Here is a 22,698-nt window from a genome sequence, read left to right as displayed (position 1 = left end):
CCGTTGAAGCCCCATGATGGTAACGCCGGTAACGTCGCGAACACTTCGATCCGCAACAGCGCGGTGAAGCGAGGATTTTTGTCGGCCCCTCTCCGAACGCCGCCGGTCCCGTAGGAAAGCGCCGACCGCCATCCCGGGGAACTGTCGTCAGCGAATAAGCTGCAATGCCGCTCGATCGGCGGTAGCAGCGGCCAATTCGGCACGCGCAGACGCAATTCTCGCCTGCGCCTCTACCAGACGCACCCTCGCGTCGGTGGCAGTCTCCTCGCGTTGGTTGACCAGGAAGAAATCAGCGGAGCCCAACTCGAACCGGCGGCGCTCGGCTGCGGCCAGGCGGTCAGCGAGTTGACGCTCCTCGTCGGCAATTCCGGCCAGCCGCTCCGCGGCGCCGACGGCGATGACGATGCCCTGCACTTCGACGGTAATCTGGTCGCGCAAAAAGCGACTGCGCTGGCCGAGCGCGTCGATCTCGGCTTGCGCCTCTGCGACCCGGCCCTTGGCTGCGCGGTTTTGCAGCGGGACGCTGAAGCGGAAACCGATCGCAGCCTCGAGCGGCGTCCGGTTGGGGCCACCCAAACCAACCGGCCCGACATCCTTGCCGACCTCACCGCGCAGGTCGAGCCGAGGCGACAGGTCATTCTCCGCCAGGATCAGCCGCGACGTCGCCTGATCGATCCGCGCGAGTACGGCGCGATAATCAGGGCGCTCGACCGGGCCCGCCCGGGTCGCCGAGACGGGCAACGCGGCCAATGCCCCCGCGTCCGCCGGCAAGCGGTCGTCCGACACCGTCACGGGTGTTCCCGCCTCGTCGCGCAGGTAAAGCGACAGCGCATTGGCTGCACCGGCGACATCCTGCTCGGCACGCACCACCAGCGCGCGACGCCGCACCAGATTCTGGTCGTTCTCGACGAGCAGGATCTCGGGCCGCGCGCCGAGTGTCACCAGCCGGCCTATGGCGCTGCGCCGCCGCTCCGCGAGTTGCAACAGGTCGCGATAGGCGCGCATGCGCAGGCCGGCCGCGACCCAGGCCTGATAGGCATCGACCGCGCGACGCTGCACGCCGATCGCGACCATGTCCGCCTCGAACCGCGCGACGTCGATCTCGGTACCGGCGATGGTCCGCCGCGTGCGGCGTTCGTCGATTACCCGGTCGCGCAGCAGCGCGAACAGCGCGCCGACCTTCGCTTCGCCCAGGCGATTGGTATAGGACTGGTCCTCATAGATCGGGAAACGGCCGCGCGACGCGCGATAGCCGCCATAGACATAGCCACCATTGCCCGTGAGCGGTCGCGTCGCGCGTCCCTCCACGACGGTGCCGTCATAATAGCCCGCAACGCGTGCCTTCGACTCGACATCAAACACGGTGTCGAACGCGCCCTCTGCGGAGAGGGCGCGCCCATCCGCCTGCCGCACGCGCGCAAGCGCCTCAACGATCTGCGGCGCGGAGCGCGCAGACGAGCGCAGCACCTCGTCCAGCGTCAGCGGCACGCCCTGCGCCGCTGCGACCGAAGGCCCGAGCGTGAAGAGCAGAAACGCAACGACCCGTATCATTTCTTTGCATCCCCTTCCTTGCCGCCATCGTCTGCGACAGGCTTGGCGGGCGGCTTGGGTTGTCCCTTGCTGGCTGCCGCGGTCCGCTGGCCGAACTCGAGCGGGAAGTCGTTCAGCTGTCGCCACACCTCGTAACCGACAAGGACGGTTTCGCCCTGTACCCAGCCGCGCACCTTGCCACCCGGGCGGACGAAGGTGCTGGTCGGCCAGGCCGGCTTGCCGGGGCGTGGTTCGACCAGGATGCGGAAGGCCCCATCGGGGGCGGCATTGGGATCGATCATCCGGACGCGCCCGTCGAACATTCCCTGCGCGACCGATGGCCAGCCGCTGAACTGGATCGCCGGCCAGCCTTCGAACTCGAGCCGGACCGGGCGCCCCGGGCGGATCAGCGGCATGTCACGGCCATCGACATACAGCTCGACCGCGCGCTCGACACGCTCGGGCGCGATCACCGCCAGAACGGTGCCGGGCGATACCAGCGCGCTGCCGCTCGCCGCGTTAAGCTGCTGGACCCGACCGTCACGGGGAGCGCGGACAAGCTGCGCCGACTGCCGTCTCAGCTGAATATCAATCCGGTTGAGCTTCGCGCGCGCTTCGGCAAGCTTGGCGCCGGCGTCGGCGACCTTGATCTGCGTCTGCTCATAGTCGCGGCGGGCGGCAAGACCCTCGGCGAGCAACTGCCCGGTGCGCGCGACGTCGATCCCGGCGACCGCGCGGCTCTGCTGGATTGCGGCGATCTCCGCCTGGACCTGCGCGCGTTCGGCACCAAGCCGTGCAAGCAAGTCTGGATCGAGATCGACGACGCGCGCGATCGGATCGCCGCGCGCGACGTGCTGACCGTCCTGGACGTACCAGCGCTCGACCTTGCCTGGCACCAGCGCGGTTACCTGTTGCTGCCGGTCGCCGGGATCGAGCGCAACGACCTGCCCCGTCCCGTTGGCGGTTTGCACCCAGGGGACCAGCGCCATGATCCCCACGGCGATCGCGATGCCCAGGACCAGCATCCACGCCACGGCCGACGCGACCCGCGGCGCGCGCATCGCGGCCAGCGTCTGGAAATGCGCGAGGCGATCGGGCTTATACGACATTGCCGGCTCCCTGCTGGGTCGCGGCGACCAGCGCCGCGCAACTGTCGAAGCGACGCTGGCGATCGGGTTCGAGATGAAACCAGCCGTCGAGCGTGATATCCTCGGGGCGCCCGGTGCACAGCAGGACCGTCGTACCCGCCGCCTTGAGATGGCGCAGGACCTCGGCGAGGCGGCTCGTCGGAATCAGATCATAGAGCTGCGACAGCATCAGCACGTGCGGTCGCACCAGCAGGGCATTGGCCAGCTTCAGGGCCATGACTTCTCCGATCGACAGCGGATAGCCGGATGCCGCCAGCGGTGTGTCGAGGCCGTGCGGCAAGCCTGCAACGCGGTCGCGCAGGCCGACCGTCTCGAGCGCGTCGAGCATGACTGCGGAGGTCGACGCGGCGGCGGCGAGCGTCAGATACTCGCGGATCGTGACCTCGACGATACTGGGCCGGTCGAGCACCATCACCTCGGACCGCAACAGATACATGTCGAACGTCGCCATATCGGCGCCCCCAACCAGGACCAGCCCGCGCTCGGGCACCACATGGCGCTTGAGGACCATCGCCAGCAGCCGCTCGGCACCGCCGTCCGCCCGGGTGACGAGCTGTTCGCCCGCCGCAAGGTCGAAATCAAAACGCCCACCCTCGGTCACGACGCGGTCGAGCCGCACCGCGCCGTCGCCGGGCGACTGGCCCACGCCGACGACCGCGCTCTCCTGCGGAATTGCGTAGAGCAACGACAATTCCTCTGCGCTGGCGACGAGATCGTAGAGGGAATCGAGATACCAGCCGAGTTGCGACACACCGTAGAAGACGCCGCTGAGGATCAACTCGGCCGCAACGAGCTGTCCGATCGACAACTCTCCGCTCAAGATCAGGTTGCCGCCCAGCGCCAGCAGCGCCGCGCTGGCAAAGGCGTAAACGAGCAGGAAGGCGACCGTCTGGGTGAAACTATACCGGAAATAGCGGCGGTGGCGATCGACATAGGTGGCCGTAACGGCTTCCGATCGGTCCATCGCGAAATCGAAATGACGGCTCGATTTATAGAAGCCGTTCGATCCGCCGACGCTTTCGAGCCAGCGCGCAGCGTCGTGCTTGGCATGGCTGAGCGCGACCGCCGACCGGATCGAACCGCGCGACCAGATCAGCCAGATCGCAAGGATAACGAGCAGCAGGATCGCGTTGAAGGCGAGGAAGAAGGGGTGGTAGAAGCTGGTGACGATCAGCCCCACTGCGGATTGCAGGATGATCGTGAACGCGCCGATGACCAGGCTCGGCACCGCCTTCTGCACCACCACCAGATCGAAATAGCGGTTGAACAGGTCGCCGCGGTTCTGGTCCGCGAAGAAGGGGTTCTGGGCATGAACCGCGCGGACCGTGATCTCGGCGACGATCCGCGCGAACAGCCGCCGCTCGAAGAGCGCCATCATCCAGAACCGCATCGCGCTCAGTCCGGCGACCACCAGCAACAGCCCGAGCAGTAGCCCCGCCAGCGTCCATAAAGGTGCAGGCATCGCCGTATTGGCGACGCTGTTGATCAGCAGTTGTACCGAGATCGGCGTAGCGAGCGACAACAGGCTGATCGCCACGCCGTAGACCATCGTGAGCCGGACGTAGGGCATGTCCGGCCCAACGCTCTCTGCCAGCCACCCGGCCGCTGAGCGCCATCCGATGTGTTCGCTTGCCATGTGCCCCTCGCGTCTGATCCGGGCCAAGTATCCCTGATCTGAGGCATTGGAGCAATCCAGCCCGCCTTATGCTTTCAATAGGAATAACCTATGCGGAAACCGCGCGCAGCAAGTCCGCAATAACGCCATAGGCCGGTGCGCGGCCGGCACCCTGTCGCCACAGCAGGCCGATGTCGCGGTAATACCGGCTACCCTTGATCTTCCGCACCACGACGTCGTCACCCTCGCGAATTTCCTGCCGGACATAAAGGTCCGGCAGCAGGGCGAGACCCATGCCCATGCCCGCCATCTGGCGGATCGCGTCCAAGCTGGTCCCCTCATAGTCACGCAGCACCGTTGCCCCGACATCGACCGCAATCGCTGCCACCTGTTCGGCCAATCGATATTCGGGCAGCAGCGTCAGCAAGCTGGTTCCGCGCAGATCGGCGGGGGCGATGATCGTCTTGGCTCGCAACGGGTGATCGGACGCCATCGCGACATACAACGGTTCGCGAAAGAGGCGCTCGCTATGAAACGCACCGCCCGTCACGGGGAGTTGTGCCAGGATCAGATCATGGACGCCGGTGGCAAGCCCGGCCGCGAGCGCGGTCGGCAGGCCTTCGCGGACATGCACTCGGAGCGTGGGGTGCTCACGGTGCAGTCGCGCAACGAGGGCCGGCAGAAGATAGGCGCCGAGGGTCGGTGATACGCCCAGCCGGATCGTGCCGATCAACGGATCGGCCGATGTCGCCCGGAAATCCTCGAGATCCACGACATCGAGCAGAATACGCCGTGCCCTGTCGAGCAGGTCGCGCCCCAGCGGAGTAAGGATCGCCGGCCCGCCCCGCTCGAACAAGGCTGCCCCGACAATCGTTTCCAGCGCGCGAATCTGTTGCGAGAGCGACGGTTGGGAGACCCCCATTCGCTCCGCCGCTCGCGTAAAGCTGCCGGTTTCAGCTAGCGCGACGAAATAGCTGAGGTGACGAATCGTAGTTTTGGGAAACGACATGACCAACGCTATGCCGTAAGGACGCGTGACGCACCAATCGACGCCTGCCCCGAGTTCGTAACCGGCTTGTAGAAGATGCGGCGAATGAAGGCGCTTAGCCTTTCTGGTCTGCGCGGGTGGCATGCCAAGTCCGGGATCGAAACCCCGGCTGGCGATGTCGGTGACGGCTACGCCAAGTGTGCGCCGATACCATTGATGCCGGATATTACCGATCAGCGGCATACCCCGTAATAAGAAGGCGTCGCTTTTAAACGGAGCCTTCCTTCGATCCGGAAACGGACGCCCCCTTCACCGCGTCGAACCCGTCGTGTCATAGCGCCATAGCCATTCGAGCGCGCCCGGCAGAGTCTGGGCAATGACATTCCCATCAACGTGCGCGGCATTCTCCGCAACCACATAGCGATAGTCATACCCTTTGGCCTTTAACGCCGCCGCCATGCGATCGTTTGCCATGGGCCAGTTGTGATAAGTCGATTCAGGATCTTGCCAGTGCAGGTCCTTGCTGCCCACCTCCATCCACATTCGGATCGGTTTGCGCGGGCTGTCGGGAATGAGGCGGGCGTGAAAGTCCCATGCGCCGCGCGGCGTCGATGGATCGACCGGCGAAGCCTGGTTCACGAAGGTGCCCGAATAGGACAGCACCTTGCCGTACCATTCGGGGTGAAACCAGGCCATGGCGAAGGCCGCCGACGCACCGGAACTGCCACCCATCGCCGCACGCAACGCCGGATTGCGGGTGAAGCGCACGGCATACAGTGCAGTCACCTGCGGCAGCACTTCACGCTCGACGAACTCCGCATAGCGGCCCGAGACCGTGTCGTATTCCAGACCGCGCTCGGACCCCTGCGCGTCGCCGCCGCCTGATTGCATCATCACGGCGACGATCGGCGGCACGCGGCGCGCCGCGATCAGGCTGTCGAGCGCAGCCGCGACGCGCACGGCGTAATCACGCCCGTCCTGCACCACCAGCAGGGGTGCCTCGGTGCCGTGGCGATAACCCGCCGGAATGTAGACAAGGACCTCCCGGCGATAGGGTGCGGCTTCGGACTCCTCGTCCGCCGGCGCCGCGATGCGGTTGCCATAAGCGTCGCGCCGCTGGGTGACGGCGTTGTCGAGTTGCCGAATACCGGGGAAGATGCGGCTGTCGCGCGAGTGCATGATGAAGCTGTGCACCGTCCCGTGCGGCGTGGCGCGCCGCGCCGCCATTTCGGGGGCGTCGATATAAGGCGGCGCGATGCGAACGGTATCTGGCGCGCTCGCAGTTGCGACGAGAAGGACTGACAGAGGCAGGGCCGTTATCCGCATTGGGGTTCCCCTTCATCCAGCGAGTGCCGGGCCATTGGCTTGCCGTAACGGCGTTCGGACGCCAAGCGCATTGGCGAGCAGCGCACCGGCGGCACCGGAGCAAACTCATGATCCTCGCCAAACGCTCGGGACCGATCTACACCGTTCGATGATAGCGCAAACAGCGCACGGAGAGGGGTAAAGCGCATGAAAAGGCCGACCAATATTCGCGGGTGCGCCGTGCTGGCGGCGTTCCTGCTGACGGCACCAGTCGCGGCGAAGGGCCCTGCCCGCCCGCCGCTGGCCAGCGTGTCGCACATCGCGGTCTATGCGCAGGATCCGGCCAAAAGTGAACGTTTCTACGTCCACGATCTGGGTGCAGTGAAGCTTCCCGACCCCGAACATCCATCCGGCGCGCGCTATTATTTCGCGCCGTCCCAGTTCGTCGAAGTGCTGCCGCTGCCCCCCGGCGAAGCTTCGATCAACCGTCTTGCGCACGTTGCATTCAACACCGCCAATGCCGAAGCGATGCGAACATATCTGGCAGCGCAGGGCGTCGCCGTGCCCGCGAAAGTCAGTATGGCCGCGGACGGCAGCCGCTGGTTTTCGGTGACCGACCCGGAGGGAACGGTCGTGCAATTCCTGCAACCGCCCGCCCGGCTGCCGGCCATACCGGTCAACCCGCTCTCCAGCCATGTCATGCACTTCGGGTTCATCGTGCATGATCGCGTCAAAGAAGATCGCTTCTACAAGGCTATCCTCGGGCTGCGGCCCTATTGGGAGGGCGGGATGCAGGACGATCATCCCACCTGGATCTCGCTGCAGTTGCCCGACGGGCGCGACTGGATCGAATATATGGTCGTCGGGACGCCCGACACTAAAGGCATCCCGCACACGATGTCGGCGGCCAACCTGGGGGTGCTCAATCACTTCGCGCTCGGCATACCCGATGCGCGCGCGGCCTACACATTGCTGTGGAACGGTGACCGCCTGCAGGGCCAGGACCAGACTCCCAAGATCGGACGCGATGCCAAGTGGCAGCTCAACCTGCTCGATCCCGACGGGACGCGCGCCGAACTGATGGAGTTGCACGCGATCGGCAAGCCCTGCTGCTCCCCCTTCCGCGCGCCAGATCCACAGCGATGAGCAGAGGAAGGATCATACAGAAATCCACCGTGTGGGTGGCCGCCGCGACGATGACGATCCTGTCTTCGGCGCTGTGCGCACAGCTATCGCCGGAAGTTCCCGGAACCTCTGCCAGGAACAGCCCGCCCGGCGCACCGCTCGCGCCGGACTGGGCCTATCCGCACTCGACGCAGCATGATCAGGTGGGGCCGCCAGCCGGCTTCCACCGCGATACCCGCGTGGAGAACACCCCGATCGGTGTTTTCGACGGACAAGCCGACGTCGGGGGTGCGCTCTTACCCGGCAAGGCGTCGTTGAACGGCGGCACGTACACGATCCATTCGGCGGGCTATAACGTCTGGTACACCCGCGACGAGTTCCGCTTCCTGTTCAAACGCATGAGCGGCGACATCTCGCTCGCGGCCGACCTGGCTTATCCCGACGGCGGCTTCGGCGACCATAAGGCGCTGCTGGTGATCCGCCAATCGCTTGATGACGATGCCAAGGAAGCGCTGGTCGCGCTCCACGGCGACGGCATGATCCATTTGGCGCAGCGCCCCGCCCCGGGACGACGGATCAGCGACCGGGAATATCGCATCGGCAGTCGCGGCGGCCTGCCCGGCGGCAAGTCGCCCGACAGCCTGGTCACGCTCAACGCGAAGCGCATCGGCATCGAGAAGAAAGGCGACCAGTTCACGCTGTGGGTGAGCGAGCAAGGCGAACCGCTGCATCAGTTCGGGGCGCCCATCACGCTCAAATTGACCGCTCCGTTCTATGTCGGCATCGGCTTCACCTCGCACCTGCCCGGCGTGGCCGAGACCGCCACGGTATCGAAGCTCGTGCTGGAGAACCGTGCCGGTCGCGTGCGCTGAAACGATGCGTCGATCCGTCTCACCGCTTGCGGCGCGGCATGCCGAGGAAGTCGCGCTTGCCGAGCTCGACGCCTTGCGCGCGCAGGATCCCATAGGCGGTGGTTGCGTGGAAATAGAAGTTCGGCTGCGAAAAGGAGAGTAGGAAATTCGCGCCGGTGAAGGGCATTTTCGTCTCACCGAATGCGAACTGCGTGTCACTGTCCGCCAAAGCGTCGAACGTCTCGCGGTCGATCGCGTTAAGGCTCGCAATCGCGCCCTGCAGCACGGTATGCAGCTCCGCGAGACTGGTCGGCCAAGCCGACCGATCGGGGGAGAAGGTGCCTGCCCGCACGCCCTCGATCCCGCCGATCGAATGGATTGCGCACGACTTCACCTGATACCCGAATGGCAGCATGTCCGGCGCCAAGCGTGCGTCGATCAAATCAGCTTCCGCTATGCCCTGCTTCAGGCAGAATGCCGCTGCCTTGTCGAGCAAAGCGTCGATCGCTGCGAGGATTTGAAGGTTGGACGGAACGACGGCATCGTAAAGCGAAAAGGTCATCAAATGGCTCCAGCAAAGGCCGCGTCGTTATGCAGGGTTCCGTGTTGCAGGTCCACGCGCATGCACGACGCAAGTCGCCCTCGGCATGTCAGTGAGCAATCCCGAGTATCTTGCGCTCTTCTACCTCTGAGTTAAGCCGCTCGACTGGCGATTTCGCTGGTCTCCGGACCCTTTGTCCTCGCAATCCTCTGATATTTAGGGGGGAAGACCAGGGCGGGTACGAAGAGGCCGGGAGCAACGTCGTTCGATGGATCGCTCCGCTGGCTTTGGACCGCGGCCGTACGCGTTCGCATCAAGCATGTTGCGTTGCGGGGGCGGCTAGGGGATGAGTAACCCGCGCCAAGTTCTGAAGGCATAATGATACCAAGGAGATGCGCCCTGTTCGCGAACGATACCGATGCAACCGGGCCAGCACCGACGCTGCCCAACGCGCAATTGCCTAGCGACGGACGGACCGATGCGTAAAGTACCGGCCGTATCATGGATGGTTCCGCTCTCACTCACCACCTTGGTGTCGGCTTCGGCGGCCACACCCCCGGCACCGTCCCGCTGGGATGCGCCGGGTGCGCGCAATCCGTTACTGCCCGGTTATTTCGCCGACCCGTCGATCGTCCGCGACAAGGGGCGTTGGTACATCTTTGCAACGATCGATCCGTGGGGCGACGACCGGCTTGGAATGTGGACATCGGACGATTTCCGCAACTGGACCTTCTCGACCCCCGCATGGCCGACCAAGGCAGCCGCGACCAGCAAGACGTCGGGGGATTCAAAGGTCTGGGCACCATCGGTCGTCAAGGCGGCGAATGGGCGCTGGTACATGTACGTCTCGGTCGGGAGCGAGATCTGGGTCGGCAGCGCGCCCTCCCCGGCGGGTCCATGGGCGGACGCAAACGACGGCAAACCGCTGATCCCCGGTGACTTCCGCCCGGGTTACCACATGATCGACGCCGAGGCGTTCATCGACGACGACGGCCAGGCTTACCTGTTCTGGGGATCGGGGCTGAACTGGGTCAACGGACGGTGTTTCGTCGCGCGCCTCGACGACACGATGACCAAGCTTGACGGTGCGCCGAAGGATTGCACGCCCGCGCATTATTTCGAGGCGCCCTTCCTCGTCAAATCGGGCGGATCGTATCTGCTGACCTACAGTTGGGGCAACACGACGCGCGACACCTACCAGGTGCGCTACGCGGTCGGAAAGTCACCGATGGGACCGTTCACCGAAGCGGCGAACAGCCCAATCCTCGAAACCCATGCCGACCGGCAGATCATCAGCCCCGGGCACCATGCCGTTTTCCGCTATGAGGGTCGGCCCTACATTCTCTACCACCGCAACGGCCTGCCCTATCCCCCCGTAGACGGAACCGTATTGCGACAGGTTGCGGTCGACGCACTGAGGATCGATGGTGATCGAATTGCGCGCGTGACCCCAACGCACGACGGCGCCGATCTCCCGGGCCAGGCCGCGCATCGGACAAGCGGCCTGCCGTGGCGGGGAAGCGCCTCGAGTGCCGCCGACGCAGGACACAGCCCACAGCGGGCCGGTGACGACAATTACGCGACCGCATGGGTTGCGCGCGAAGGGGATTCCACCCCATGGTTGCAGGCGGACCTCGGTCGAGTGCGACAGATCCACGGGAGCAGCGTGCGACCGCTCTTTCCCGGACGCACGGCTGATCTCGGCGTTTCCGCGTCCTCTGACGGACGGAATTGGGTGACGATCGTTCCGTCAAAACCACAAGCGGGATCGCCGATCGTCCTCCAGCATGCCGTCAAGGCACGGTACTTGCGGCTGCACGCGCAGAAAACGGCGATCATCGAATGGAATATCGATTAAACGGTCCGTCCCGCAAAACAGCTCCAGCGTCGGGTATTTGCCGGTTCTATAGAGATGTGCCCGAACGCTGAAACCGATCGTGCCCATGATAGAAGGTGTGAAGCTGCCTCTGCGCAATCTTCGGAAGTGGTCCTTCGTTCATGGGGGGGTGACCGATGGCGATCGCATTCGCCCAACGGGGCAAATCCCAAACACGAGCTTCGATAACCAACCGTCTGCCGCACGTTAGTTACCTCTATTCCAATGAATAAGGTAGATGTGCGTGGCGCCAACGAATCGACAATACGCCTGCGCGGTACAATCGGAGATAGCCATGAGCGTGATCGTTGAACAAGCCACCGATCTCGGCGACGATGAAGTCGATCTGATCGATCGCTACTTCTCCGCGGCGAACTACCTTTCGGTCGGGCAAATCTACCTGCTCAGCAACCCGTTGCTGCGCGAACCGCTTGCAGCCGAACACATCAAGCCGCGGTTGCTTGGTCATTGGGGCACCACGCCGGGTCTGAACTTCATCTATGCGCACCTCAATCGCGCGATCCGGCAGCGCGGTACGGACGTGCTCTACGTGTGCGGTCCCGGCCATGGCGGCCCCGGCATGGTCGCCAACACCTATCTCGAAGGCACCTATTCGGAGATCTATCCCGCGATCAGCGAGGATGCCGCCGGGTTGGGCCGGCTGTTCCGGCAGTTCTCCTTCCCGGGCGGCATTCCGAGCCATGTCGCCCCCGAGACGCCCGGTTCGATCCATGAAGGCGGCGAACTCGGCTACGCGCTGGTCCATGCGTTCGGTGCGGCGTTCGACAATCCCGATCTGGTCGTCGCCTGCGTGGTCGGCGACGGCGAGGCCGAAACCGGGCCGCTCGCCGCGTCGTGGCATTCGAACTGCTTCCTCAATCCGCAGCACGATGGCGCGGTGCTGCCGATCCTGCACCTCAACGGCTACAAGATCGCCAACCCGACGATCCTCGCACGGATGCCCGACGACCAACTCCGCTCCTTCTTTGTCGGACTTGGTTATGAGCCGCTGTTCGTCGAAGGCAGCGAGCGTCCGGCGATGCATCGTCGGATGGCGCGCGTGCTCGACACCGCGCTCGACCGGATCACGGCAATCCAGACCGCCGCGCGCAGCGGCGAGGATGTCGGAACGCCGCGCTGGCCGCTGATCGTGCTGCGCAGCCCCAAGGGCTGGACCGGGCCGAAGGAAGTCGACGGACTGAAGGTCGAGGGCTTCTGGCGCGCACATCAGGTCCCGATCGCAGCGGCCAGGGAGAATGACGCACACCGCCAGCTGCTCGAGGACTGGATGCGCAGCTACCATCCCGAAACCCTGTTCGACGAACACGGTCGTCTGGTCCCGGAACTGCGCGCGTTGGCGCCCGAGGGCGACAAGCGGATGGGGTCGACGCCCTACGCCAACGGCGGACGAAACCGCACCGTATTGCATCGGCCCGACTGGCGCACTTTCGCGATCGAACTGGCGGAACCCGGCGCCACGATCGGCGAGGCAACCCGGGCGGCAGGACGCTATCTCGCCGAAGTGATGGCGCTGAACGCCGAATCCCGCAACTTCCGGCTGATGGGCCCCGACGAGACCAACTCCAACCGGCTCGGCGCGGTGTTCGAGCAAACCGACCGTGTGTGGATGGAACGGATCGAGCCGTTCGACGACCATCTCGCCCCCGATGGTCGGGTGATGGAAGTGCTGAGCGAGCATCTCTGCCAGGGTTGGCTTGAAGGCTATCTCCTCACCGGGCGGCACGGCCTGTTCAACTGCTACGAAGCGTTCGTCCACATCGTGGATTCGATGTTCAATCAGCACGCCAAATGGCTGAAGGTCAGCCGCGGCCTTGGCTGGCGCAGGCCGATCGCGTCGTTCAACTATCTCCTGTCGAGCCACGTCTGGCGGCAGGACCATAACGGCTTCAGCCACCAGGATCCGGGCTTCATCGACCATGTGGTCAACAAGAAGGCGGACGTGGTTCGCGTGTACCTGCCGCCAGACGCGAACACGCTGCTGCGCACGGTGGATCACTGCCTGGGCACCTACGACCGGATCAACGTGATCGTCGCGGGCAAGCAGCCGTCGCCACAATGGCTGTCGGCGGACGACGCCGAGCGGCATTGCGCGGCCGGGCTCGGCATCTGGACCTGGGCCGGAACCGAGGCGGTGGGCACCGAGCCAGACGTCGTGATGGCCTGTGCCGGCGACGTCCCGACGCTGGAAACGCTTGCCGCGGTCGATCTCTTGCGGACGCATGTGCCGGGGCTGCGTATCCGGGTCGTCAACATCGTCGACCTGATGACGCTGCAACCCGAAGCGGAACATCCGCACGGGATCAGCGACGCCGATTTCGATGCCATCTTCACGCGCGATCGCCCGATCATCTTCGCGTTCCACGGCTATCCGTATCTGATCCATCGCCTGACCTACCGCCGGACCAATCATGCCAATCTCCACGCCCGTGGCTTCAAGGAGGAAGGCACCACCACGACACCGTTCGACATGGTCGTGCGCAACGATCTCGACCGGTATCACCTTGCGCTGGACGTCCTGCACCGCGTGCCGGGGCTGGCCACCCGGACGGCGAGCGTGGCGCAACATCTGCGGGACCGGCTGATCGACCATCATGCCTATGTCACGACATATGGCGAGGACATGCCCGAAGTGCGGGACTGGGCATGGACACCCAAAGCGGTCGCCGACGACGTGCAACCAGGGTGACCGCGTGACCGCCATCCTGGCGCTCAATGCCGGTTCGTCCAGCGTCAAGTTCGCGGTGTTCGCGCCGCGGCAGGACGAGCTTGCCTGCGTCCTGCGCGGGCAGACGCGAACGGCGGACGGCACGATCACGCTGTCCGCGACCGACGGTTCAGGCACGGCGCACACGGCGGAGTGGTCCGACGACGGCACGCCCGAGACCGAGCTGCTCGACTGGATCGACACGCACCACGGTGACCAGGCGATCGCTGCGGTCGGCCACCGCGTCGTGCATGGGGGCACCGTGTTTCAGGCCCCCGTCCGCGTCGATGCGGCCATCCTGGAACGGCTGGAGGGGCTCACACCGCTCGCGCCGCTCCACCAGCCGGCAGGGCTGGCGCCGATTCGCCGGTTGCTCGCCACGCGCCAAGATCTTCCGCAGGTCGCGTGTTTTGATACCGCGTTCCACCGCACGATCGGGTCGCCCGCGAACCGGTACGCCATTCCGCGCGCGTGGCACGACGAGGGGGTGCGGCGTTACGGTTTCCATGGCCTGTCCTATGAGGCGATCGTCGCTCGGCTCGCCACGGCCGACGATGGGGCAGAGCGCCAGAAGATCGTCATCGCGCATCTGGGAAGCGGGGCCAGCCTGTGCGCGCTGGAGGGCCTGCGCAGCGTCGACACCAGCATGGGGTTCAGCGCGCTCGACGGGATCATGATGGGGACGCGACCGGGCAGCCTCGATCCGGGCATCCTGCTCTATCTGTTGCAGCACGCGCAGTTCGATGCGGCGCGGCTGGAGCAGTGGCTGTATCACGAATGCGGCCTGCTCGGCGTGTCCGGCGGGTCGTCCGACATGACGGCGCTGACCACCTCGGACACCGCTGAAGCGCGCGAGGCGATCGCGTGTTTCTGCCTGTCCGTCGCGAAAGGGATCATGGCGATGGCAACGTCGCTGGGGGGCTGCGATCGGCTGGTGTTCACCGGGGGCATCGGCGAGCACGCCGCGCCGGTCCGCGCGGGGATCGCGCGGTACCTCGCCTGGGTAGGTGCCGATGTCGACGACGCGCTGAATGCGGCAAACGCTCCGGTGATATCGCGGCCGGGCAGCGCGATCCGGCTGCAGGTCATCGCTACCGATGAAGAGCGCGTAATCGCCCGGCACGTCCTGGATATCCTGGAGGACAAGCCTGCATGAACTTCGTTCAATGGCTCAACTCGCTCGACAAGCTCCTCTACGAACTGATGAGCTGGCTGGTGTTCTTTCCGGTCACGCTCTGGCGGATCGTCCGCGCGCCGCTGACGACGATGTCCTACGCCGAGGATCAGCTGAAGCTTCCCCCGGATCGCCAGTTCCGCGGCACGGTCAATCCACCGATCACGCTGGTCCTGACGCTGGTGCTTAGTCAGGCGATCGACCTCAGCCTGCACGACGTCAATCCGATCGTCGCGAGCAAGCAGGGGCTGGCCGGACTGGTCAACGACAACACCACGCTGTTGTCGCTGCGGCTAATACTGTTCGGCATTTTCCCGCTGGCGCTGGCAACGCACAAGGTCCGTCGCAGTGGCGTGCCGCTCGATCGCGACAGCCTCCAAGCCCCTTTCTACGCCCAGTGTTTCGCGATCGCGCCCTTCGCGCTGGCGATCTCGATCGGCCTCACGCTCGCGGTGCAGCCCAATCTCGTTTTGCGCGGAGTGGGCGTCGCGGCGATGTGCCTTGCTGCGCTCTATTACGGTATCGTCGAGACGCGCTGGTTCCATCGGGAACTCAAACAGTCCTATCTACGCGCGTTCCTCGACACGATGATCTGCACCGTCGAAAGCGTCCTGTTTGCGCTCGGGTTTGCCATGCTGTTCACGCTGTCATGATCGCCTTCGCGCGCACAACGGCGGCAATCTGCGGCCCTATTTCACCGCGATGTTAAGGCTGTAATTGGCGGTTTCACCCCTCCGCGCGGCGTTGCGCATCAGGTAAACCTGCACCGTATAGACCCCGCTGGACGGAATCTTGCCTGAGAACCGGTTGCCCGTCGTCGACCCGATGAACAACGCCGCATCGGCACCGGGCGCAGTGACGTTGAAGTAGCTCGATCCGTTGCTGGTCGTCAGCGCGACGGTCATCGTCTGCCCGGCGCGCGCGGCAATGGTATAGTTCACCGTGGCATAGCCGCGAATGCTGTCCTTATAGGCCTTCGCACTCGTACCCTTGGCAAAATGCACCGGAACCGTCTTTACCGGATCCTGCGCCGCCGCCGGCGTCGCGAGGGCCATCAGGGCAATGCCCAAGATCGAAACGCATTTCACTGTCTGTCTCTCCTCGTCAGTTCAAGATAGCGCAGACTGGTGGCGCACACCCGTCTTCGCGTCGTGGCGCAAGACGGCAACGACAGCGACGATCGCGAACAGATATGTGGCGAACTGGAACAGCACCCCGATCGGCAGAGCGCCATGGGTTGCCTGCGCGCTGAAGGAGGTGAAGTCCCAGAGGCCGTGCATCACCATCGGCAACCAGATGACGCCGCTCACCCGCCGCAGGACGTAGAGCGCGCTGCCCATGATCGCCGCGGCGACACCCTGGATCAGCCCGACGTACCAGGGAATGCCGAACAGCGCATTGGGGATGTGCATCGCCCCGAACGCCGCCGACGACCAGAACCACGCCCACCCCTCGCGCGACACCGCGCCGCGGATGCCGGTCAGGAGCACGCCCCGCGCCATGAGTTCCTCGTTGAACCCGACCATGATCCCGGCGATGGCAAGCATCGCGAGGTGCGCGACCGACAAGCTCGACCACTGCGTGCCCGCACCGTTTACGATCGCCATGCCGAGCATCCCGATCAGCACGAGCACGGCCGCCCAGCGGGGACCGCCGCGCGTGTTCTCGCGCGTGACCGGGCGCCACCAGCCAAGCCAGCTCACCACGGCGACACAGAATAGCGTGCCGAGGCCGAGCGGGAGATCGAGGCTCGTCACTGCCGTCTGCGCAGACACCATGTCGGTATAACGCGCGCCGACGACAGCCCAGACCGCGTAGATGATGGCGTTGTAGAACGCGAAGACGCACAGGGCGATCGGCCAGTTTGGCGGTATCCTCATCGCGGGTTCCCTGATGCCACCGTCGCGTTGCCGGTGAGCTACTTCGCCCAGACCAGATGCGCCGCCTTGCCGCCGGCACGCTCCTGCGTCGCGGCACGACAGAACGCCGTATGATCGTTCGCCGAAATCGCAATCTGCCCGCCGAACGTCATGCCAAGACCCAGCGTCGCCTTGCGTTCGATCTCGGTGCGTTGCGCTCCGCTGAGCGAGCGCGGTTTCCCGTCGGCACCGTCATAGATCAGGTCGAACGCGTTCGCGAATGCGCGCGGATCGATTGCAAAACCAGGGCACGTCGCGGCGACCGCTTGCTGATGACCAAGCGCCTGGAGCATTGCGATATGGCCTTCGTCGAATTGCCCGGCCAGAACCGTACGCACCGCATCGGTAACCGCCAGGTCCATGTTGACCGTGGCGGGAGGCGCCGTCCGCTTGCGCGCGGTTTGGGCGGACAGGGGAAACGAAAGCGTCGCTGCGCATGCCAGCGCGAGGCACAGGGTCCGCATCGTCAATATCCCCGGCGGTAAGGATCGTAGGAAAACTGGCGGTCCGTCCAGGCGTAGGAGAACTGGCCACGAACGTAACACCGCCGTTCCCTACTGTAGCAATTGACGTCCGGCGCGGGCGAGAAGGCGTTACCGCCATAGCTGCCACCGTAGCCATATTGGTACGCGTTGCGCTCGTCGTCCGCACGCCGCTTGTTCTTCGCCGCCACCGCGGCAGCAATGCCGATCAGCCCGATGCCAAGCGCGACGCCAACCGCCGCACTATCGTCGTCGTGATGACGGTGATCCCGATGCCAGTCGTTGCGATCCCGGTGCCAGTCGTCCCGATCACGACTTGATGCGGGAAACGGCAGAACCAGCGCGCCGGCGATAGCCAGGCCGGTAATTTTGGTAAGCAAGCCCATCATGCTTCTCCCAATCGAAACAACAACATATCATACGAACATCTGAATACAATACAGTCTGTCGTGTCGCCTGATCCCGCGACAGCGTATCGCGGCAAGGCATCTCCGACTGATCGATCCGCTGCAACCGACCCCACGCAAGCCACACGCCGTTTCGTACGTGGCTGAGAGGAAATCGACCTGTCCGGTTCCCAACCGATACTGTCCGCCACGGATCACGACCCTGCCCTGCTCGATACGCTCCGCAATGATCTGGCTGGAACGCGCGATTTTCTCTGCGGTCAGTCAAACAGATCGCCACGCTGACTATCGAATGCGGATTCAGGAGCGATCCGCGAGTCCGCACAACGGAGAACGGCGGCGAATGGGTTCTGCCTCGATTGCAGGGCAACGCGCTCACGCGGAAAGTCGCAGCGTTTAGGGGTACCCTCGACACAGCGCCGGTTTCCGACACGCAGAAGCTCGAGCGAAGCTGCCGTAGCGGTCAGAACGGATCGTCGCGTGACGGTTGAAACGCTATAGCGCGAGGGCATTCCCCATTTCCTCTCCCCGCGTGGTGCTGGTTCGACGGCATGAGGTGTCCGGATTGTCAGCCGGATCGCGCGTCCCGCGCGAGGCCCGCGGCAATCTGCTCGTCGGTCACGCGTATCCATTGCTCGATCTGTTGGGACGAAACGCCATAATGCGCCGCCAGCCGGTCGATGGTCAGCTCGAGCGCGGCGTCCTCGAAACCGGGCGGTGGCCGGTCGCCCGCATCAGTCATAGGCGCGGCAGCGCCATCATGCAGCGAAGGCGTTCCAGATACGGGCGCGAAAGTGTCCCTGAACCACTTTTGCGTCTCCGGCGGCGCGTGCGCCATCGTCGGCTCGGCAAGCGCGATCAACGTGTCGAACGCGATGCGGGCATCCCGCAGCTCGTGCAGAATGGCGAGCAGCTCTTGCGAGGTGATGAAGTAGCCGTGCTCGCTGCTCGCATGCTGTGCTGCGATAAGCCGGTGGAGTGCCGTCACGATGTCGAGCACCGGATCGATCTCAGGCAAGGCGCTGGGCAGCGGCGCAGCGCGCGACCCACCGAGCGCGAGGAACGGGTCCAGCGTGCCCGGGCCGAACCGATGTTCCATGTTCGCCAGCGTGACGGCATCCAGATTGGTGTGCTCGCTCTTCGCGTTCCGAACCGTGCTCGCGGAACAGCCAAGGCGATCCGCCAACTCGACGTCGTTCAGGGCGTGGTGCCGCTGAACCGCCGATACGATTGCCTTGACGGCAGCTCGGTAAGCTTGGGTCGAAGGAACCGGGCGTCGTTGATTCATGCGAGCGACTCTTTCTGGCGGATCACAATACTTTGTGTCTTCTACCAAGCGGTTGGCAAGACCTTGTCGCACCCGCTGTTGCAAGGGATGCGCCGTCACGGCCTGCGTGACGCGAGCAGGATGATGATAATGTCGATCGATCGAAAAGCCCTGAGCGAGCAGCACATCGCCCTGGAAGAAAGCGCCGCTCAACTGCAACGGGCCGTCGCGACCGAGGTGCCCGATCTGGAAGCGCTGGCACGGGCCAAGTGGCAGTTCGGCTATCGTCTCGCTCTACACTTGGCGCACGAGGACCGGCACGTCTATCCAGCGTTGAAAGCGCACGTCGATCCCGCGATCGCGCGGCTCGCGTCGCGATACGAGCACGAGATGGGCGACCTGGACCAGCGGTTCCGGCATTACATCGCGCAGTGGTCGAGCAATCGTGTCATTTCCGAATGGCCCAAGTTCGTCCAGGAAACCCGCGCCCTGCTCGCCGGCCTCGCGCAACGGATCCGCTGCGAGGAACATGAACTCTACCCTCTGATCGATCGGTAAGACGACATCGGGATCGACCGCGAGAAACGAGTTCTGCCAGTTTTTACAGCCCCCCAAGAACTCCGTTTTCAAAATAGTCAGCAAGTGGATCCCGTCTAACTCTCCGTCCCCACGTGCCATAGCCCCTCGGCCACCGGGCTCAGCAGATAGTCGAGCGCGGATCGCTTTTTCAGGGGGATGAGGATTTCCGCGGGCATACCCGGCTTGAGTGCCCCTTCTCCTTTGAGCGCCGTCAGCCGTCTATCGCTGTGCGCGAGCAGCGATGCCTCCGCGCGATAATAGCGGTTGCCGGTGCGTTCCTCGGTGAAACTATCCGCCGACAAGGACTCGATGCGGGCGTCGAGAACGGGCATCGCGCGATCATGAAACCCGGAGAAGCGCACCTGCGTCGTCTGCCCCGTGCGCAGATCGTCGGCGTCGTCCGGTGCGACCTGCACCTCCACCACAAGCTTGCGCTGTTCAGGAACGATCTCCATCAGCATTTGCCCGGGCGACACTACGCCCCCCACCGTGAATACGGACAGCCCCACGATCGTCCCCGTCACCGGCGCGCGGACCAGCGAACGGGCGAGCTGTTCGCGCGCCGCCAGGAGCTTGGGGCGCAGTTCGTTCAGGCGGACGAGCAAGTCGCGAAGGCTGCCTTCAACCTCCTCGCGCTGCCGGCGATCGACACCTGCCGCGGACAATTGCGCCTCGCTGATCGCATCGCGGGTCTGCAGCACTTGCGCGTCGAGCGCACCACGCTCGCCGTCCAGCGCGGCCTGCGTCCGCTCCAGCGCGCGGATCCGATTGGCCGATGCGTAGCCCTTGAGCGCAATGACCCGCATCCCGGCCAGCTCGTCCGTCAGCAAAACATGCTGCCGGCGGTTCGATACGATCTGCTGCGTGAAACCGCCAATCTGCTCTGCATTGGCATGGGCCCGCCGCATCCAGACGGCCTTTTCGGTCTGCAACGTGCGCAAACGCGCCGTCAGGAGCAGCCGCTGCCCGCGCAGCGCATCATCGGCAAGCGTTCGGTCGGCGGCCGGCAGATCGCGGAACTCGACCGGTTCCGCGATGCGCTCGCGCCCCTCGCGCTCGGCGTAGAGCCGCTCCCGCTGCGCGTAGAGCATCAACACCTCCGAGGTCATCCCGCGTTCCAGGGCATGCAGGTCGGCGGACGAGATCTCGAGCACCACCTGCCCGCGTACGACCTTTGCGCCCTCGCGAACGTGCAAGGCGGTTACCACGCCGCCGTCGCGGTTCTGGACCGCCTGGCGCTTGCCCGAGACCATGACCGTGCCGTGCGCATAGACCCCCGAGTCGAGCGGCACCATCGCGGCGCCCCCCAACAACCCGATGAAGAACAACCCGGCGACCCGCAGCCCAAGTCGGATCTCGTTGCGTGGCGTGTGATCGATGGCGGTCATGCCGTGGCCCCTTTCAGTCCGACGACGTTGCCGGCGGTTTCGCCCGCACGTTTGGCCAGCACCGCCAGCACGTCATCGGCGGGTCCCTGACAGTCGACCGCCCCGTTGCTGAGCACCAGCAGGCGATCGGCGGCGGCGAGCACGCCGGTACGGTGCGCTGCCACGATGATCGTGGCGCCGCGCCGTCGGGTCGTGTCGAGCGCGCGGAGCAGCGCGGCCTCTCCCTCGGCATCGAGCGCGGCATTGGGTTCGTCGAGCAGCAGGATCGCCGGATCGTCGAACAGCGCGCGCGCGAGCGCCACGCGCTGGCGCTGTCCTGCCGACAACGCGATGCCGCCGCGCCCGATCAGGCAATCATACCCGCCCGGCAGCGAAAGGATCAGTCCATGACACCCCGCCACCTGCGCCGCGGTGATCACGCGGTGATCAAGATCCTCGGCGTACCGTGGGTCGATCGTCGTGAAACGCGCGATGTTTTGCGCGATCGTCCCCGTGAGAAACGCCGGCTCCTGCGGAACATACCCGCGGTACCGCGCGAGCCGTTCGGCGTCCCACATGCCCGTCTCGGCGCCGTCGATCATGACCTTGCCCGCTTCGGGCGTGATCCCGCCCGCCAGAACCCGCATCAGCGTGCTCTTGCCCGAACCCGAAGCGCCGACGATCCCCAGCATCTGTCCATGCTCCAGATCGAGACTGACGCCCTTCAGGAGAACGCTCGCCCCATCTGGACTGCGCACCACGACCTTCTGCGCCGATACGCGGCCCTGGGGCGCTGGCAGCGCGGTTGTGACGGGCTCGACGCTGCTGTCGTCCAGCAGCTTCTTCAACGATTTGATCGCTTCGTTGGCGTTTTGCAGGTTGGACCAGCCGCCGATCAGCATTTCGATCGGCTGCAGCGCACGGCTCAGCAGCACCGATGCGGCAATGATCGCGCCGACAGAAATCTGCCGCTCGATCGCGAGCATCGCTGCCACGCCGAGCGCCAGCGACTGCAGGAGCAACCGCATGAACTTGGCGATCGCGGCGTAGCGGACCGTGGCCATTTGCGCAGCGGCGCCTGCCGCCTGGCCCTCCGCCCGCTCGGCGATCTGGCGATCGACCATCGCGCGCCCCATGCCAAGCGCGCGAATGAGTTCGGCATGTTGGGCAATGTCTTCCTGGACAATCACCGATCTGGTCGCGGCGCCGTGCGCGGTTCGCGTGAGCCTGCGTGTGGCCCGATCGGAATAGACGGTCAGCAGAACGAGGATCGCGCCCGCGCAGACGACGAAGAGCCCAAGCAGCGGATGGATCAGCACCGCGGCCAGCACATAGATCGGCGTCCAGGGGGCGTCGAACACCCCGATCAGCGTCGGCGCGGTGATGACCAGCCGCACCGTATCGAACTCGCGCATCGCCTGCGCGGAGGAGGGGTCACCACGCCCGCCCTGCCCCTTGGCGATCAACCGCGCGAGGATCGCCCGCGCCAGCCCGTCGTCGAGCCGCATCGACGCCTTCACCATCAAGCGCGACCGCACCGCCTCGAGCATCGCGATCGTGCCGATCGCCGCCGCCAGCACCAGCGTCAGCGCCAGCAAGGTGGTCACCCCGCCCGTCGGGACGACGCGGTCATACACCTGCATCATGTACAGCGTGGGGGCGAGGTACAGGATGTTGACCAGCGCGCTGAACATCAGCGCGGAGAGGAAATGCCCACGACACCCCGCCAGTGCCGCGCGCGCCGCCGCTGGCAGCCGGTCACCGAGATTGCCCATTGCCTCGCCCTCCCCGCCCGCTGC

The 22,698-nt window shown here is 65.1% G+C and carries 20 protein-coding genes; 7 read left to right on the top strand and 13 right to left on the bottom strand.

Features of this window, described 5'->3' with window-relative positions:
* Window positions 1-147: 147 nt before the first annotated feature.
* The 5 genes from ABIC16_RS10200 to ABIC16_RS10180 all read right to left on the bottom strand — a co-directional run bounded on the left by ABIC16_RS10200 (window position 148) and on the right by ABIC16_RS10180 (window position 6,607).
* Window positions 148-1,551, bottom strand: a complete 1,404-nt coding sequence (locus tag ABIC16_RS10200) for a TolC family protein (RefSeq protein WP_354290990.1) — start codon at window positions 1,549-1,551, stop codon at window positions 148-150.
* Window positions 1,548-2,639: an efflux RND transporter periplasmic adaptor subunit gene (locus tag ABIC16_RS10195; protein ID WP_354290989.1), complete on the bottom strand. Its 1,092-nt coding sequence runs from the start codon at window positions 2,637-2,639 to the stop codon at window positions 1,548-1,550. Before ABIC16_RS10195 ends, ABIC16_RS10200 begins: the two co-directional genes overlap by 4 nt.
* The gene (locus ABIC16_RS10190; protein ID WP_354290988.1) at window positions 2,629-4,314 is read right to left on the bottom strand and encodes an ABC transporter transmembrane domain-containing protein; all 1,686 of its coding nucleotides are present in this window, start codon (window positions 4,312-4,314) and stop codon (window positions 2,629-2,631) included. Before ABIC16_RS10190 ends, ABIC16_RS10195 begins: the two co-directional genes overlap by 11 nt.
* A gap of 88 nt (window positions 4,315-4,402) precedes the next feature.
* Window positions 4,403-5,302 (bottom strand): hydrogen peroxide-inducible genes activator, encoded by a 900-nt coding sequence (locus ABIC16_RS10185; protein ID WP_277970410.1) that lies wholly within the window; start codon window positions 5,300-5,302, stop codon window positions 4,403-4,405.
* Window positions 5,303-5,590: 288 nt separating this feature from the next.
* Window positions 5,591-6,607, bottom strand: coding sequence for an alpha/beta hydrolase (locus tag ABIC16_RS10180; RefSeq protein WP_354290987.1), 1,017 nt, complete (start codon window positions 6,605-6,607; stop codon window positions 5,591-5,593).
* Between the two features lie 186 nt (window positions 6,608-6,793).
* Here ABIC16_RS10180 and ABIC16_RS10175 point away from each other — a divergent pair, with 186 nt between their 5' ends.
* Together ABIC16_RS10175 and ABIC16_RS10170 are read left to right on the top strand one after the other, a co-directional pair.
* Complete coding sequence (locus ABIC16_RS10175) at window positions 6,794-7,732, top strand: VOC family protein (RefSeq protein ID WP_354290986.1); 939 nt, start codon at window positions 6,794-6,796, stop codon at window positions 7,730-7,732.
* A gap of 35 nt (window positions 7,733-7,767) precedes the next feature.
* Window positions 7,768-8,583: a hypothetical protein gene (locus tag ABIC16_RS10170; protein WP_354290985.1), complete on the top strand. Its 816-nt coding sequence runs from the start codon at window positions 7,768-7,770 to the stop codon at window positions 8,581-8,583.
* Between the two features lie 19 nt (window positions 8,584-8,602).
* Here the strand turns inward: ABIC16_RS10170 and ABIC16_RS10165 are convergent, their stop codons facing one another.
* On the bottom strand, window positions 8,603-9,124 hold the full coding sequence (locus ABIC16_RS10165; protein ID WP_354290984.1) for a DUF1993 domain-containing protein: 522 nt from the start codon (window positions 9,122-9,124) through the stop codon (window positions 8,603-8,605).
* A 457-nt stretch (window positions 9,125-9,581) separates the two neighbouring features.
* On the opposite strand from ABIC16_RS10165, the gene ABIC16_RS10160 reads away from it, so the two are divergent.
* The 4 genes from ABIC16_RS10160 to ABIC16_RS10145 all read left to right on the top strand — a co-directional run bounded on the left by ABIC16_RS10160 (window position 9,582) and on the right by ABIC16_RS10145 (window position 15,531).
* Window positions 9,582-10,961, top strand: coding sequence for a family 43 glycosylhydrolase (locus ABIC16_RS10160; RefSeq protein WP_354290983.1), 1,380 nt, complete (start codon window positions 9,582-9,584; stop codon window positions 10,959-10,961).
* A gap of 313 nt (window positions 10,962-11,274) precedes the next feature.
* Window positions 11,275-13,686 (top strand): phosphoketolase family protein, encoded by a 2,412-nt coding sequence (locus tag ABIC16_RS10155; RefSeq protein WP_354290982.1) that lies wholly within the window; start codon window positions 11,275-11,277, stop codon window positions 13,684-13,686.
* 4 nt (window positions 13,687-13,690) lie between these two features.
* A complete protein-coding gene (locus ABIC16_RS10150) occupies window positions 13,691-14,860 on the top strand; it encodes an acetate/propionate family kinase (protein ID WP_354290981.1) in 1,170 nt (389 codons plus the stop codon).
* Window positions 14,857-15,531 (top strand): hypothetical protein, encoded by a 675-nt coding sequence (locus ABIC16_RS10145; RefSeq protein WP_354290980.1) that lies wholly within the window; start codon window positions 14,857-14,859, stop codon window positions 15,529-15,531. Before ABIC16_RS10150 ends, ABIC16_RS10145 begins: the two co-directional genes overlap by 4 nt.
* A 36-nt stretch (window positions 15,532-15,567) precedes the next feature.
* Here ABIC16_RS10145 and ABIC16_RS10140 read toward each other — a convergent pair whose 3' ends face one another.
* From ABIC16_RS10140 to ABIC16_RS10120, 5 genes are all read right to left on the bottom strand, one after another.
* Window positions 15,568-15,933 (bottom strand): hypothetical protein, encoded by a 366-nt coding sequence (locus ABIC16_RS10140; RefSeq protein ID WP_354290979.1) that lies wholly within the window; start codon window positions 15,931-15,933, stop codon window positions 15,568-15,570.
* 54 nt (window positions 15,934-15,987) lie between these two features.
* Entirely contained in the window at window positions 15,988-16,758 is a 771-nt protein-coding gene (locus ABIC16_RS10135) for a CPBP family intramembrane glutamic endopeptidase (protein WP_354290978.1), read from the bottom strand.
* A 38-nt stretch (window positions 16,759-16,796) separates the two neighbouring features.
* A complete protein-coding gene (locus tag ABIC16_RS10130) occupies window positions 16,797-17,261 on the bottom strand; it encodes a hypothetical protein (RefSeq protein WP_354290977.1) in 465 nt (154 codons plus the stop codon).
* Between the two features lie 2 nt (window positions 17,262-17,263).
* Window positions 17,264-17,668 (bottom strand): hypothetical protein, encoded by a 405-nt coding sequence (locus ABIC16_RS10125; protein ID WP_354290976.1) that lies wholly within the window; start codon window positions 17,666-17,668, stop codon window positions 17,264-17,266.
* A 586-nt stretch (window positions 17,669-18,254) separates the two neighbouring features.
* Window positions 18,255-18,872, bottom strand: a complete 618-nt coding sequence (locus ABIC16_RS10120; protein WP_354290975.1) for a hypothetical protein — start codon at window positions 18,870-18,872, stop codon at window positions 18,255-18,257.
* Window positions 18,873-18,890: 18 nt separating this feature from the next.
* Between ABIC16_RS10120 and ABIC16_RS10115 the strand changes: the two genes are divergently transcribed.
* Window positions 18,891-19,511: a hemerythrin domain-containing protein gene (locus ABIC16_RS10115; protein ID WP_354290974.1), complete on the top strand. Its 621-nt coding sequence runs from the start codon at window positions 18,891-18,893 to the stop codon at window positions 19,509-19,511.
* Window positions 19,512-19,606: 95 nt separating this feature from the next.
* Here ABIC16_RS10115 and ABIC16_RS10110 read toward each other — a convergent pair whose 3' ends face one another.
* Entirely contained in the window at window positions 19,607-20,920 is a 1,314-nt protein-coding gene (locus ABIC16_RS10110) for an HlyD family type I secretion periplasmic adaptor subunit (RefSeq protein ID WP_354290973.1), read from the bottom strand.
* Window positions 20,917-22,674 (bottom strand): type I secretion system permease/ATPase, encoded by a 1,758-nt coding sequence (locus ABIC16_RS10105; protein ID WP_354290972.1) that lies wholly within the window; start codon window positions 22,672-22,674, stop codon window positions 20,917-20,919. The genes ABIC16_RS10110 and ABIC16_RS10105 overlap by 4 nt, the downstream gene beginning before the upstream one ends.
* Window positions 22,675-22,698: the final 24 nt, after the last annotated feature.

It is taken from the genome of Sphingomonas sp. PvP055, from assembly GCF_040546365.1.
Lineage (GTDB): Bacteria > Pseudomonadota > Alphaproteobacteria > Sphingomonadales > Sphingomonadaceae > Sphingomonas > Sphingomonas echinoides_A.
Note: the sequence above shows the minus strand (reverse complement) of the source record. Positions and strands in the feature narration are given on the sequence as shown.

Excerpts from the sequence above, each read along its gene's own strand:
- ABIC16_RS10200 (WP_354290990.1), bottom strand. The coding sequence starts at position 1,551 with ATGATACGGGTCGTTGCGTTTCTGCTCTTCACGCTCGGGCCTTCGGTC.
- ABIC16_RS10195 (WP_354290989.1), bottom strand. The coding sequence starts at position 2,639 with ATGTCGTATAAGCCCGATCGCCTCGCGCATTTCCAGACGCTGGCCGCG.
- ABIC16_RS10190 (WP_354290988.1), bottom strand. The coding sequence starts at position 4,314 with ATGGCAAGCGAACACATCGGATGGCGCTCAGCGGCCGGGTGGCTGGCA.
- ABIC16_RS10185 (WP_277970410.1), bottom strand. The coding sequence starts at position 5,302 with ATGTCGTTTCCCAAAACTACGATTCGTCACCTCAGCTATTTCGTCGCG.
- ABIC16_RS10180 (WP_354290987.1), bottom strand. The coding sequence starts at position 6,607 with ATGCGGATAACGGCCCTGCCTCTGTCAGTCCTTCTCGTCGCAACTGCG.
- ABIC16_RS10175 (WP_354290986.1), top strand. The coding sequence starts at position 6,794 with ATGAAAAGGCCGACCAATATTCGCGGGTGCGCCGTGCTGGCGGCGTTC.
- ABIC16_RS10165 (WP_354290984.1), bottom strand. The coding sequence starts at position 9,124 with ATGACCTTTTCGCTTTACGATGCCGTCGTTCCGTCCAACCTTCAAATC.
- ABIC16_RS10160 (WP_354290983.1), top strand. The coding sequence starts at position 9,582 with ATGCGTAAAGTACCGGCCGTATCATGGATGGTTCCGCTCTCACTCACC.
- ABIC16_RS10155 (WP_354290982.1), top strand. The coding sequence starts at position 11,275 with ATGAGCGTGATCGTTGAACAAGCCACCGATCTCGGCGACGATGAAGTC.
- ABIC16_RS10145 (WP_354290980.1), top strand. The coding sequence starts at position 14,857 with ATGAACTTCGTTCAATGGCTCAACTCGCTCGACAAGCTCCTCTACGAA.
- ABIC16_RS10140 (WP_354290979.1), bottom strand. The coding sequence starts at position 15,933 with ATGGCCCTCGCGACGCCGGCGGCGGCGCAGGATCCGGTAAAGACGGTT.
- ABIC16_RS10135 (WP_354290978.1), bottom strand. The coding sequence starts at position 16,758 with ATGAGGATACCGCCAAACTGGCCGATCGCCCTGTGCGTCTTCGCGTTC.
- ABIC16_RS10130 (WP_354290977.1), bottom strand. The coding sequence starts at position 17,261 with ATGCGGACCCTGTGCCTCGCGCTGGCATGCGCAGCGACGCTTTCGTTT.
- ABIC16_RS10125 (WP_354290976.1), bottom strand. The coding sequence starts at position 17,668 with ATGATGGGCTTGCTTACCAAAATTACCGGCCTGGCTATCGCCGGCGCG.
- ABIC16_RS10110 (WP_354290973.1), bottom strand. The coding sequence starts at position 20,920 with ATGACCGCCATCGATCACACGCCACGCAACGAGATCCGACTTGGGCTG.
- ABIC16_RS10105 (WP_354290972.1), bottom strand. The coding sequence starts at position 22,674 with ATGGGCAATCTCGGTGACCGGCTGCCAGCGGCGGCGCGCGCGGCACTG.